This is a genomic window from Kitasatospora sp. NPDC004240 (assembly GCF_053603215.1).
This window is the reverse complement of sequence record NZ_JBSGFD010000021.1, coordinates 56672-69119: the sequence shown is the minus strand read 5'-3', so window position 1 is coordinate 69119 and position 12448 is coordinate 56672. Positions and strand designations below refer to the sequence as shown.

Annotated in this window: 10 protein-coding genes; 3 read left to right on the top strand and 7 right to left on the bottom strand. The window is 75.8% G+C overall.

Annotation, left to right across the window (positions count from 1 at the left end; translation table 11 throughout):
- Both ACWEQL_RS08830 and ACWEQL_RS08825 read right to left on the bottom strand, forming a co-directional pair.
- Positions 1 to 1785 (bottom strand): heavy metal translocating P-type ATPase (locus ACWEQL_RS08830; RefSeq protein WP_452149492.1); only part of this gene is annotated, 1785 nt, incomplete at its 3' end.
- A 77-nt stretch (positions 1786 to 1862) separates the two neighbouring features.
- Positions 1863 to 2114: a heavy-metal-associated domain-containing protein gene (locus ACWEQL_RS08825; RefSeq protein ID WP_452149491.1), complete on the bottom strand. Its 252-nt coding sequence runs from the start codon at positions 2112 to 2114 to the stop codon at positions 1863 to 1865.
- A gap of 280 nt (positions 2115 to 2394) precedes the next feature.
- On the opposite strand from ACWEQL_RS08825, the gene ACWEQL_RS08820 reads away from it, so the two are divergent.
- A complete protein-coding gene (locus tag ACWEQL_RS08820; protein ID WP_452149490.1) occupies positions 2395 to 3582 on the top strand; it encodes a PP2C family protein-serine/threonine phosphatase in 1188 nt (395 codons plus the stop codon).
- Between the two features lie 52 nt (positions 3583 to 3634).
- On the opposite strand, the gene dhaL is transcribed toward ACWEQL_RS08820, so the two are convergent.
- Together dhaL and dhaK are read right to left on the bottom strand one after the other, a co-directional pair.
- Entirely contained in the window at positions 3635 to 4333 is a 699-nt protein-coding gene (gene dhaL / locus ACWEQL_RS08815) for a dihydroxyacetone kinase subunit DhaL (protein WP_452149489.1), read from the bottom strand.
- A 15-nt stretch (positions 4334 to 4348) separates the two neighbouring features.
- On the bottom strand, positions 4349 to 5344 hold the full coding sequence (dhaK, locus tag ACWEQL_RS08810) for a dihydroxyacetone kinase subunit DhaK (protein ID WP_452149488.1): 996 nt from the start codon (positions 5342 to 5344) through the stop codon (positions 4349 to 4351).
- A gap of 352 nt (positions 5345 to 5696) precedes the next feature.
- Between dhaK and dhaM the strand changes: the two genes are divergently transcribed.
- Complete coding sequence (gene dhaM, locus ACWEQL_RS08805; protein ID WP_452149487.1) at positions 5697 to 6089, top strand: dihydroxyacetone kinase phosphoryl donor subunit DhaM; 393 nt, start codon at positions 5697 to 5699, stop codon at positions 6087 to 6089.
- 17 nt (positions 6090 to 6106) lie between these two features.
- Here dhaM and ACWEQL_RS08800 read toward each other — a convergent pair whose 3' ends face one another.
- Positions 6107 to 7825, bottom strand: coding sequence for a bifunctional 3'-5' exonuclease/DNA polymerase (locus ACWEQL_RS08800; protein ID WP_452149486.1), 1719 nt, complete (start codon positions 7823 to 7825; stop codon positions 6107 to 6109).
- A gap of 168 nt (positions 7826 to 7993) precedes the next feature.
- Between ACWEQL_RS08800 and ACWEQL_RS08795 the strand changes: the two genes are divergently transcribed.
- Positions 7994 to 10018, top strand: a complete 2025-nt coding sequence (locus ACWEQL_RS08795) for a M3 family metallopeptidase (protein WP_452149485.1) — start codon at positions 7994 to 7996, stop codon at positions 10016 to 10018.
- A 59-nt stretch (positions 10019 to 10077) separates the two neighbouring features.
- Here the strand turns inward: ACWEQL_RS08795 and ACWEQL_RS08790 are convergent, their stop codons facing one another.
- A complete protein-coding gene (locus ACWEQL_RS08790) occupies positions 10078 to 11568 on the bottom strand; it encodes a glycoside hydrolase family 5 protein (RefSeq protein WP_452149484.1) in 1491 nt (496 codons plus the stop codon).
- A 109-nt stretch (positions 11569 to 11677) separates the two neighbouring features.
- Positions 11678 to 12316 (bottom strand): TetR family transcriptional regulator, encoded by a 639-nt coding sequence (locus tag ACWEQL_RS08785; RefSeq protein ID WP_452149483.1) that lies wholly within the window; start codon positions 12314 to 12316, stop codon positions 11678 to 11680.
- Positions 12317 to 12448 lie beyond the last annotated feature (132 nt).

Here is a 12448-nt window from a genome sequence, read left to right as displayed (position 1 = left end):
CGCGATGGCGGTGCGTCCGGCGGCCTCCGCGGCCCGCTTGGCCTCGGCGAGCGCGGCGGGCAGGGGCACGGCCAGCAGTCGTTCGCGGCCGGCGATGACGGCGTGGCCGTCGACGACGCCCTGGACGCCGAGGCCGGGGACGTTCTGGAAGCCCTCGACGGCGGGCAGTTCGCCGACCTTCTGGGCGGCGGCGGTGGCGATCGCGGCGGCGATCGGGTGCTCGGAGGCGTGCTCCAGGGCGCCGGCCAGGCGCAGCGCCTCGGTCTCGGTGACGCCCTCGGCGGTGTGGACGGCGAGCAGGGCCATCCGTCCGGTGGTCACCGTGCCGGTCTTGTCCAGCACGATGGTGTCGACGCGGCGGGTGTTCTCCAGGACCTCGGGCCCCTTGATCAGGATGCCGAGCTGGGCGCCGCGGCCGGTGCCGACCATCAGGGCGGTCGGGGTGGCCAGGCCCAGGGCGCACGGGCAGGCGATGATCAGGACGGCGACGGCCGAGGTGAACGCCTCGGTGGGGTCGTTCGCCGCGAGCAGCCGCCCGACCAGGGTGGCCAGCGCGATCAGGACCACCAGCGGCACGAAGACGGCGGAGATCCGGTCGGCGAGCCGCTGGGCGGCGGCCTTGCCGTTCTGGGCGTCCTCGACCAGCTTGGCCATCCGGGCCAGCCGGGTGTCGGCGCCGACCCGGGTGGCCTCCACGACCAGCCGCCCGCCCGCGTTGACGGTGGCGCCGGTGACGGGGTCGCCGACCGCGACCTCGACCGGCACCGATTCGCCGGTGAGCATCGAGGCGTCGACGGCCGAGGCGCCCTCGACCACCAGCCCGTCGGTGGCGATCTTCTCGCCCGGCCGGACCACGAACCGGGTGCCCACGGTCAGCCGGGACACCGGCATCCGGACCTCGCGGCCGCCCTGGAGGACGGCGACGTCCTTGGCGCCCAGGTCCAGCAGGGCGTGCAGGGCGGCGCCGGCCTTGCGCTTGGCGTGGGCCTCCAGGTAGCGGCCGAGCAGGATCAGCACGGTGACGGCGGCGGCCGTCTCCAGGTAGAGGGTGCCCGAGGGGTCGCCCCCGCCGACGGAGAGGGAGAACTCGTGCCGCATCCCCGGCACCCCGGCGTGGCCCCAGAACAGCGCCCAGAACGACCAGCCGAAGGCGGCCAGGGTGCCGAGCGAGACCAGGGTGTCCATCGTGGCGGCGCCGTGCCGGAGGTTGGTCCAGGCGGCCCGGTGGAAGGGCAGCCCGCCGTACACCACGACCGGGCCGGTGAGGGCGAAGGCCAGCCACTGCCAGTTGGTGAACTGCAGCGCGGGGATCATCGACAGCATGACCACCGGGACGCTGAGCACCAGGGAGATCAGCAGCCGGTCCAGCAGCGGGTCCGGGCCGCCCGCTCCGGCGGCACCCGTCGTTTCGGCAGTGCCGGTGCCGGTGCCGGTAGCGGTGGCGGCCGGTTCGGCGGGGGCCGGCGGCGGGGGGAGCTCGGCGGTGTACCCGGCGTTCTCCACGGTGGTGATGAGGTCGGCCACGGTGACCGAGGGCGCGAAGTCCACGCGCGCCTTCTCGGTGGCGTAGTTGACGGTGGCCTCGACCCCGTCCATCCGGTTGAGCTTCTTCTCGATCCGGGCGGCGCAGGAGGCGCAGGTCATCCCGCCGATCGACAGCTCGACCCGCTCGCGGACGGCCGCGCCGGCCGGGCCCGTACCCGCCGCGCCCTGGCCGCCCGTGCCCTGGCCGGCGGCGCCCGGGACGGCTCCCGGCGCGGTGGCGCCCGGTGGGGAGGTGCTCATGCTGATCGGCTCCTTGGAGAGGGCGTACGGCCGGGGGCCGCGGGGATCGCCCCGGCCCCCGGTGGACGGCGGAGGGCTCAGGAGGGGCGGCCGACCAGCTCGTAGCCGGCCTCGTCGACGGCGGCGCGGACCTGCTCCTCGTCCAACGGGGCGGTGGAGGAGACGGTCACGGTACCGGCCTTGGCGTCGGCGGCCACCTCGGTCACGCCGGCCAGCGTGGAGAGCTCCTTGCTGATCGAGTTCTCGCAGTGGCCGCAGCTCATGCCGGTCACGGTGTAGGTGATGGTGGTGGACACGGGGGCCTCCGGGGGTCTTCCTGCCGCGGGCACGTGCCCGGGCTCTCTGCCTGCGATGAACAGCCTGTGATGAGCAGCCTGTGAGAAACAGCCTGTGATTCACACCATACCCACCAGGGGTATTTTCCGGGGCGGTGGGGTGTGTGGTGTGGATCGCATCCCGTCGCGGCGGGGCTCGCGAGGGGTCCGACAGCCGAGCGTAGGCGCCCGAACAGCCGTCACCCGCATCCGGTGGCCCGGTCCGGGCGGCGCGTCGCGGTGCGTGCCGGCGGCCCGGCGGGTAGCGGTGCTGAACGTCCGTTATGTTCGCTATGTGTCCCCGTTCCACCGCGCTCAGTCTCCCGCCGCCCCCACGGCGTCCGGGCTTCCGCCGGACCGGCGGCGCAACGCCCTGCTGGCCGCCGACCTCCAGGACCTCCCCCTGTGGCGGCGGGCCTCCCCCGCGGTGCTCGCCATGGTCCTGGTCGCGACCGCGGACCTCGTCTCCGGCAAGGACCGCTACCTGGCCCCGCTGATGACGGTGGTCCCCTCGATCGCCGCGCTCACCCTCACGCCGGTCGAACTGCTCGTGGTCTGCTCCTTCGGTCTGCTCGCCGTCCTCGGACTCAGCCACTACGACGAGGTCGACAACCTCGACGACGAGCGCTTCCTCTACGGGGCGATGGTCAGCTACCTGCTGGTGATGCTCTTCTCCGCCTGGGTCGCCCGGCTGCGCATGCACCGGGCGGCCGCCTTCGCCGCCGTCAGCTCGGTCGCCGAGGCCGCCCAGCGGGCCGTCCTGCGCCTGCCCGGGCCGGTCGTCGGACCGCTGCGCCTGGCCGTCCGCTACGTCTCCGCCGCCGACGCCTCCCGGATCGGCGGGGACCTCTACTCCGTCCTGGACACCCCGCACGGCACCCGGGTGGTGGTCGGCGACGTCCGGGGCAAGGGCCTGGGCGCGGTGCAGACCGCCGCCGTGGTGCTCGGCTCCTTCCGCGAGGCCGCGTACGACGAGGCCGGGCTGCGCGGGGTCGCGGCGCGGATCGAGGCCAGTGTCGAGCGGCACGTGCCGGACGGGGAGTTCACCACCGCGCTGTTCGCCGAGGTGCGGGCGCCGGGGGTGGTGCAGTTGCTCCAGTACGGGCACGTGCCGCCGATCCGGGTGGACGGGGAGGGCGGCGTGCACGTGCTCGACGCCCCCGACCCCTGGGTGCCGCTGGGCCTCGGCCGGCTGGCCCGGGGTGAGCCGGCCACCTGGGACCAGCCGTTCGGCGGCGGGGACGTGCTGGTGCTCTGCACCGACGGCGTGGTCGAGGCCAAGCACCGGCACAGCGGCGAGTTCTACCCGCTCGCCGACCGGATCGGACCGCTGGTGAGCGGGGCCGCGCGCTCCCCGGCCGAGCTGGAGGCGGCGGTCGGCCGGGTGTACGCCGACCTGCTGGCGCACACCGGCGGTGCGCTCCGGGACGACGCCCTGCTGCTGCTCATCAGCCGGACGGACGCCGGGCCGCAGCCGCGGTGACACGGCCTACGCGGCCCCGGCGATACGGCCTACGCGGCCCCGGTGGCACGGCCTACGCGGCCCCGGTCACCCCGGCGAGGGCGCGGAAGAGCAGGGCGGTCGAGGTGGCGCCAGGGTCCTGGTGGCCGACGCTGCGCTCGCCCAGGTAGGAGGCGCGGCCCTTGCGGGCCCGGAGCGGCACGGTGTCGCGCATGCCCTGCTCGGCGGCCTCCGCGGCCCGCTCCGCCGCCTCCGCCAGGCCGGCGCCCCCGGCGAGCGCCCGCCGGTAGCCGGCCACGGCCGGGGTCCAGGCGTCCACGATGGTCTTGTCGCCCGGTTCGGCCCGGCCGAGCGCACGGATCGCCTCCAGCCCCGCGGCCAGCGCCTCGCCCAGCGCCGCCGGGTCGGCGGACGGGCCGGACAGCGCGGCGCCGACCGCCCGGAAGGCCTTGCCGTAGAGCGGCCCGGAGGCGCCGCCGACCTTGGAGATCAGCGTGGTGCCCGCCCTGGTGAGCACGGCGCCGGGGGTCTGCCCGGCGGCCGCCGGGGGCGGGCCGTCCAGGGTGGCGAGCACGGCGGTGAAACCGCGGTGCAGATTGCTGCCGTGGTCGCCGTCGCCGATCGCGGAGTCGAGCTCGGTCAGCCACTCGCGCTGCCGCTCGACGGCCGCCGCGGTCGCGCGCAGCCAGGCCTCGGCGAGCGCCGCGTCGAAGCCATCCGGGGAGTCGAATTCGTCCGGGGAGTCGAAGTCCTCGGGGGAGTCGGGTCCCATCGCTCTCCTCCCCGCTCAGGACCAGCTGAGGGCCGGGGTCCGCACGGGCGCGTCCCACAGCTCCAGCAGCTCGGCGTCGGCCTTGGCCAGGGTCAGCGAGAAGCCCGCCATGTCCAGGCTGGTGACGTAGTCGCCGACCAGGCTGCGGGCCACGGTGATGCCGCGCCCGGCCAGCCGGGCGGCGACCTCGCCGAAGACGATGTACAGCTCCAGCAGCGGGGTGCCGCCCAGCCCGTTCACCAGGGCGATCACCTGGTCCCCGGCGGTCAGGTGGTGGTCGGCGAGGACGGTGTCGACCACCTCGGCGGCCAGCTCCCTCGCCGGGCGCAGCTTCTCCCGGCGGCGGCCGGGCTCGCCGTGGATGCCGACGCCGACCTCGATCTCGTCCTCCGGGAGGTCGAAGCCGGGCTTGCCGGCCGCGGGGACGGTCGCGGACGTCAGCGCGATCGCGAAGGAGCGGGAGGCCGCGTTGACCCGCTCGCCGAGGGCGGCCACCGCGTCCAGCGGGGCGCCGCGTTCGGCGAGCGCGCCGGCGAGCTTCTCGACCAGGACGGTGGCGCCGGTGCCGCGCCTGCCGGCCGTCCAGGTGGAGTCCTCCACGGCCACGTCGTCGTTCACCAGGACGGTGCGGACCTCGATGCCCTCCTCGACGGCGAGTTCGGCGGCCAGCTCGAAGTTCATCACGTCGCCGGTGTAGTTCTTCACGATCAGCAGCACGCCCGCGCCGGAGTCCACGGCCCGGGCGGCGGTCAGCATCTGGTCCGGCACCGGGGAGGTGAACACCTCGCCGGGGCAGGCGGCGTCCAGCATGCCCGGGCCGACGAAGCCGCCGTGCAGCGGCTCGTGCCCCGACCCGCCGCCGGAGACCAGGGCCACCTTGGGCGAGGAGGGGCGGACGGCCCGGGTGATCACCCGGTTCGCGAGGTCGACCGCCAACTCCGGGTGGGCGGCGGCGACTCCGGTCAGCGCGTCCTCCAGGACGCTCTCCGGGGCGTTGATCAACTTCTTCACGACGCTTCGCTCCCTCGGGCAGACGTTGCTGCCCCGACGCTACGCCGGACGGGGGCGGTCGGCAGGGGGTACGACACGCGCACGGGGGGACGCGTGGTCCCGTACGGGCCCCGCGCCCGCGCCCCGGGGAGGCCATAGGGCCCGTCTTCAAACCTCCGCCTGCCGGGCGACGCTCCCCCAGCCTGACGGCTGGGAGGTACCCCTAGGGCACGCACTCCCCCAGCCTTCGGCCGGGAGGTGCCCCCACCGCATGGACTCTCTCCTCCGCCTTGCGATGCACGCACCCCAACGACGCCCGGCCCGCCCTCCGGGCGGACGACGGGGGTTTGATGACTGGCCCTAGGGTCGGGGCATGAGCGATTACGTGGGCATCGTCCTGGTCTCGCACAGTGCGCGGTTGGCCGCCGGGCTGCGGGAGTTGCTGGGGGAGCTGGGCTCGGACGCGGTGCGGGTGGTGGCGGCGGCCGGGACCGAGGACGGCGGGCTCGGGACCAGCTACGAGCTGATCGTGCGGGCCGTCGAGGAGGCCGACGGCGGGGCCGGTGTCGTGGTCCTGCCGGACCTGGGCAGCTCGGTGCTGACCGCGGTGACGGCCCTGGAGGACCGGCCGCGGCCCGGGGTGGTGCTGGCCGATGCGCCGTTCGTGGAGGGCGCGGTGGCCGCGGTGGTGACCGCCTCCACGGGGGCGGCGCTGGCCGAGGTGCTCGCGGCGGCCGAGGAGGCCCGCGGGTTCCGCAAGCTGTAGGGCGCCGTTCGCGGGCGCTACTTGGCGTCCGCGTAGCACTCGACCACCGCCGTGGAGAGCGGGAACCGCACCGGGGTGTCCCCGAAGACCAGCCGCCGGGCCTCGTCGCCGGCCTCGGCGACGGCGGCGGCGACCTGGTCGGCGAGGTTCGCCGGGGTGTGCACGACCACCTCGTCGTGCTGGAAGAACACCAGGTGCGGGCGGTCGCCGGCGGCGGCCGGCAGGGTGTTCAGCCGGCGTCGCAGCGCGGCGAGCAGGGCGAGGGCCCAGTCGGCGGCGCTGGCCTGGATGACGAAGTTGCGGGTGAAGCGGCCCCGGGCGCGGGCCGAGCGGCCGCCGGCGTCGCCCGCGTTCTCCGGCGCCTCGGTCAGGTCGAGCCAGGCGGCGGACGGCGGCGGGCAGACCCGGCCGAGCCGGGAGGCGACCACCCCGCCGTCCTCTCCGGTGCGGGCGGCGGCCTCGACGTACCCCATGGCGGCGGGGTAGCGGTGGCGCAGGGTGGCGAGCAGCGGGCCGATGTCGCCGCTGGTCTGGCCGTACATCGCGCCGAGCAGGCCGAGCTTGGCCTTCTCCCGGTCGCCCTGGAAGGCGTTCGCGGCCAGTGCCTCGTAGAGGTCGCCGCCGGCGGCGGTGCGGGCGAGGCCGGTGTCCCCGGAGAGTGCGGCGAGCACGCGGGGCTCCAGCTGGGCGGCGTCGGCGACGACCAGCAGCCAGCCGGGGTCGGCGACCACGGCGCGGCGCAGGACGCGCGGGATCTGCAGGGCGCCGCCGCCGCGGCTGGCCCAGCGGCCGGAGACCACGCCGCCGACCACGTACTCGGGCCGGAAGCGTCCGCCGCGGGCCCAGGCGTCCTGCCAGGCCCAGCCGTGGGCGGCGTGGATCCGGGAGAGCTCCTTGTAGCGGATCATCAGCCGCGCCGCCGGGTGGTCGACGCCCTGGAGCTCCCAGGAGCGGGTGGAGCCGAGCTGGATGCCGCGGTCGGCGAAGGCGCGCAGCACCTGGCCGTGCGAGTCGGGGTTGAACGGGCGCCCGCCGAGGGAGCGCTGGAGCTCGGCGGCGAGCTCGGCGAGCAGCCGGGGCCGGCTGCCGGGGACGCTCGGGCGGGGGCCGAGCAGGTCGGTGAGCAGCCGGTCGTGGACGTCGGCGCGCCAGGGCAGTCCGTCGTACGTCATCTCGGCGGCCACCAGGGCGCCGGCGGACTCGGCGGCGGCGAGCAGCCGCAGGCGCGCCCGGGCGCCGGGGTCGGCGACGGCGGCCAGCCGGCGCTGCTGCTCGGCGTGGACGGCGAGCACGGCGGCCAGCGGGTCGGTGCCGGGTGGCAGTTGCAGCCGGTCGGGGGCGAACAGGGTGTCCTGCCCGTCGTCGGCCTCGGCGGAGCCGGGCTCCGGGAGGTCGGCGGGGACGGGCAGCCGGTGCAGCCGGGACCAGCCCGCGCCGAGCGAGCGGGGCGCGCCGAAGGAGCCCTCGTGCGCGAGCAGCAGGGCCTCGACCAGCCGCAGGTCGTGGCAGCGGGCGAGCCGGTCGGGCAGCCGGGGCAGCAGCGGGGCGTACGCGCTGTCGGCGGCGGCCCAGACCCAGCGCGGGGCGCCGCGCCGTTCGGCGTCGGCCACGGCGGCGGCGAGGTCCCCCGTGGTGACCGGCGGGCCGAGCGGGGCGCCGGCGTCGTCGAGGGGCTGGAGCCGGCCGCCGGGGCCGTGCGGATCGGGGACGAGGGCGGTACGGGGTGGTGGTGGCACGGGCTGCTCCTCTCCTGGTCGGGGGCCGTTCGCGGAGTCGTGGCGGACGGGCGGGCGGTGGGTGCACGGGTGCTCGCCACGACGGTAACCGCTGGGTACGACAACGCGCGCCGACCGCCCGGGTGGGCGACGTAGGCAGCGCCGGTGACAGCGCGTAGGGTCGGCGAAATGACCGAGAATCCGTTCTTCAAGCCCAGCACCCTGGTCTATGAACTGCCGCCCTTCGCCGAGATCCGGCAGGAGCACTATCTGCCGGCCTTCGAGGCGGGCATGGCCGAACAGCTCGCCGAGATCGCCGCGATCACGGCCAACCAGGAGCCGCCGACTTTCGACAACACGCTGATCGCGCTGGAGCGCTCGGGGACGCTGCTGCACCGGGTGAGCGTGGTCTTCTTCAACCAGGTCGCCAGCGACACCACCCCGGCGGTGGACGCCCTGGACGCGGAGATCAGCCCGCGGCTGGCCGCGCACAACGACGCGATCCACCTGGACGCGGCGCTGTTCGCCCGGATCGAGGCGCTGTACGGGCGGCGCGCCGAGCTGGACCTGGACGCCGAGTCGCTGCGCCTGCTGGAGCGCCGACACACCTCGTTCGTCCGGGCCGGTGCCCGCCTGGGCGGGGCCGAGCAGGCCCGGCTGCGCGAGCTGAACGCGGAGCTCGCGGCCGCGGCGTCGGCGTTCCGGCAGAACCTGGCCGCCGACTCCAAGGCCCGCGCCCTGGTGCTGGACTCGGCCGAGGAGCTGGACGGGCTGTCGCCGGACGCGATCGCCGCGGCCGCCGAGAACGGCCGGGCGCTCGGCCTGGACGGCAGGTACGTGCTGAGCCTGAAGAACTTCTCCAACCAGAGCGAGCTGGCCTTCCTCACCGACCGTTCGGTGCGCGAGCGCCTGCTGGAGGCCTCGCTGGGCCGGGCGGCGGCGACCAACGGCCCGCTGGCGATCCGGATGTCCGCGCTGCGCGCCGAGCACGCCCGGCTGCTGGGCCACCCGACGCACGCCGCGTACGTGGTGGCCGACGAGACGGCCGGCAGCGTGGAGGCGGTGGACGCCCTGCTGGCGCGGCTGGTGCCGCCGGCGGTGGCCAACGCCCGCCGGGAGGCCGCCGAGCTGGCGAAGCTGGCGGCGGCGGACGGGATCGAGGAGATCGCGGCGCACGACTGGGCGTACTACTCGGAGAAGGTCCGGCAGACCTCCTACCAGGTGGACGCCTCGGAGCTGCGGCCGTACTTCGAGCTGGAGCGGGTGCTGCGCGACGGGGTGTTCCACGCGGCGGGCCTGGCGTACGGGGTGACCTTCACCGAGCGGCAGGACCTGACGGCGTACCACCCGGACGTGCGGGTCTTCGAGGTGTTCGAGGAGGACGGCGCCCCGCTGGGCCTGTTCCTCGCGGACTTCCACGCCCGTTCCTCCAAGCGCGGCGGGGCTTGGATGGACGAGCTGGTCAGCCGGTCGACGCTGCTGGGCACGCGGCCGGTGGTGTTCAACAACCTCAACGTCGCCAAGCCGGCGCCGGGCGAGCCGGTGCTGCTCTCCTGGGACGAGGTGCGCACGCTGTTCCACGAGTTCGGGCACGCGCTGCACGGGCTGTTCTCGGACGTGCGCTACCCGTACTTCGCGGGCACCCGGGTGCCGCGGGACTTCGTGGAGTTCCCGTCGCAGGTCAACGAGATGTGGATGGTCCGGCCGCAGGTGCTGGCGAACTACGCCCGGCACCACGTGACGGGCGAGCCGCTGCCGGCGGAGCTGGTCGAGCGGATGGCGGCGGCGGAGGCCTTCGGCCAGGGCTTCCGGACGGTGGAGTACCTGGCGGCGACGCTGCTGGACTGGGCCTGGCACACCGTCCCGGCCGGGACGGGGATCGCGGACGCCGAGGAGTTCGAGGCGCGGGCGCTGGCCAAGGCCGGGCTGGCGCTGGGGACGATCCCGCCGCGGTACCGGACGGCGTACTTCTCGCACATCTTCGCCGGCGGTTACAGCGCGGGCTACTACGCCTACATCTGGTCCGAGGTGCTGGACGCCGACACGGTGGAGTGGTTCCGCTCGAACGGGCGGGGGGTGCGCGAGAGCGGCGAGGTGTTCCGCCGGGAGCTGCTGGCCCGTGGCGGCGGCCGGGACGCGCTGGAGTCCTTCCGCGCGGTGGTCGGCCGCGACCCGCGCACCGAGCCGCTGCTGGAGCGCCGCGGTCTGGTGTGACCCGCCCGACGGGCCCGTCCCCCTGTGCGGGGACGGGCTCGTCCGGCGACCGGCGGGGGTCAGCGCGGGGTGACGGTGACGGTCACCGGGGTGCCCGGGCGGGCGTGCGGCAGGCGGATCCGGGCGTGACCGGCCCGGTCGGCGGTGGGCTGGACGAGGTCGACCCGGGCGCCGTACGGCTCGACGGCGATCCGTACCGGCCCGCCGGCCGGCAGCACCAGTTCGGTGGTCCGCCCGCTGCCGTCGGCGCTCCAGCGCAGCATCCCGCCCCCGCCGGGGACGGCGTCCGAGGGGCCGGGCAGGCCGGCCACCGCGGCGGCGTACGGGCCGAAGGCGGGCCCGCTGCCGGGGGCGGGGTGTCCGGCGGGGTCGAGCACGCAGTAGCCGCCCCGGCCGCGGCACCAGTACCACATCGCCCAGCCCTCGGCGAAGCCCTCCATGGCCGCGACCTGTCGGCGGACCAGCTCCCGGTTGCCGGGGGTGCGGGAGTCGGGCGGGCCCCACTCGCCGACCAGGACGGGCAGCCGGTGGGTGGTCGGGTAGGCGGTGATCGCGGCGGTGTAGTCCTCCACGAAGGATCCCGACGGGTCCCAGTCGGCGCCCCCCTCGACGGCGGTGTCGTAGAAGTGCGGCGCGTAGCCGAGCCGGGGCGCGCCCGGGCGGGGGTCGGTGAAGCCGGGCAGCCGGGTCGGCACGCCCTGGCCGACCAGCACGGTCGGTTCGACGAACAGCCAGGCGCGGGTGTCCGCCCCGCGCACCGCCCCGATCAGCCGCTCGTACATGCCGGCGAGCCGGCCCTGCTCCAGGGCGGCGGCGGAGGCGGCGAGCACGGCGGGGTCGGTGGGGTCGCCGTCGATCGGCCCGAACGGCTCGTTGAACAGGTCGTAGCCCAGCAGGGAGCGGTGGCCGCGCAGTTCGCGGGCGAGCCGGGTGTAGAAGTCGGCCTGCCAGGCGCGCAGGTCGGGGTCGTCGTACAGGTGGCGGAAGGCGGCCTGGACGGCGGGCTGGAAGTAGCCGGCGAACCAGTCGTCGGGGTCGGGCTCGAAGGGCAGGCCGTCGTCGCGGGTCGCCCAGGGCGGGATGCCGCGGTCGCCGCCGCCGAAGTGCGGCCCGTAGACGTCCTGGTGGAGGTCGACCAGGGCGAGCAAGCCGGCCCGGTCGGCCCAGCCGAGGAGCCGCTGGAGGCGGGCGAGTTCGGTGGGGTCGAGGTGGCCGCGTCCGGGTTCCAGGCGGTTCCAGGAGACCGCGACCCGGATGAGGTTGAAGCCGCGGGCGGCCAGGGACCTGACGTCCTGTTCGGTGGCCTCGGCGTACTTGTCGAGGTTGAAGCCGCGCAGCCGGACGATCCGGCCCTGGGCGTCGGTGAGGTGGGTGCGGCCGTCCGGGGTGGTGAGCGTGCCGGTCGGGAACGCGGCGGACGGCCGGGGTGAGGGCGGCGCGTGGACGTCCGTCCGGTCCGCCGGAGGGCCGGCGGGGGCGGCCGCGGCCGGGGCGGCGGTGGTGGCGAGCAGCAGGGCGGTCACGGCAACGGCAAGGCGGCGCAGGCGCATCGGGACCTCGCGGGGGCGTCTCGCTGGGAGGGTGGGGCCCGATGATGCCCGCGGCGCCGGGCGCGGCACAAGAAGGCCCCGGGCCCGGCGGGGGCGGTTTCCAGGGGCCCTACTCCTCGCCGCCCGTCGTGGGGAGGACCGCCGTCGGCAGGTCGGCGGCGGCGGCGAGCCGGCCCCAGAGCAGGTCGGCGAGCGCCTGGACCATCCGGGCGCGCGGGCAGGGCCTGGTCTCCAGCCACCAGTCGCCGGCGGCCAGCACCATGCCGGTGATGCCGCGGCCCCAGGCCTCGGCGAGCAGCTCGCGGTCGGCGCCGAGGTCGACCTGGTTCTGCACGGCCCGGGTGATCTCCTCGGCGATCTGCCGCAGCGCGGGGGCGAGCGCGTTGCCGGCGCCGGTGGGGTCGCCCGGCTCGGGGTGGGTGAGCAGCCGGTACACCTGCGGCCTGGACTCGATGCCGGCCAGGTAGGTGTCCAGCACGTGCTCGACCCGGTCGCGCCGCTCCAGCGGTTCGGCCAGCGCGGCCCGTACGGCGGCGAGCAGGCCGCTGGTGTGGCGCTCGGTCAGGGCCCTGATCAGGCCGTTCCGGTCGCCGAAGTGCCGGTAGAGGATGGGCTTGGTGATACCGGCCTCGGCGGCGATGGCGTTCATGCTCGCGTTCGGCCCGTCGCGCTGGACGACCCGGTCGGCGGCGTTGAGCAGCTGTTCCCTGCGGGGCTCGCCGGGGCTGGCGGGTTCGGCATGCGGCATGCGGCAGCTCCTGGCGGGGACGTTGACTTCTCGCAGGTATCAGTAGCAGACTCCGGGCGATGTTACCGCCGGTAACACCCTGGTCGACACCGTACGGCCCACACCGTACGGCCGACCCGTGCGGCCCACACC

What these genes read in the sequence shown, in the direction of transcription:
- dhaL (WP_452149489.1), bottom strand. Translation starts at nt 4,333, where the DNA reads ATGGGACCCGACTCCCCCGAGGACTTCGACTCCCCGGACGAATTCGAC.
- dhaM (WP_452149487.1), top strand. Translation starts at nt 5,697, where the DNA reads ATGAGCGATTACGTGGGCATCGTCCTGGTCTCGCACAGTGCGCGGTTG.
- ACWEQL_RS08795 (WP_452149485.1), top strand. Translation starts at nt 7,994, where the DNA reads ATGACCGAGAATCCGTTCTTCAAGCCCAGCACCCTGGTCTATGAACTG.
- ACWEQL_RS08790 (WP_452149484.1), bottom strand. Translation starts at nt 11,568, where the DNA reads ATGCGCCTGCGCCGCCTTGCCGTTGCCGTGACCGCCCTGCTGCTCGCC.
- ACWEQL_RS08785 (WP_452149483.1), bottom strand. Translation starts at nt 12,316, where the DNA reads ATGCCGCATGCCGAACCCGCCAGCCCCGGCGAGCCCCGCAGGGAACAG.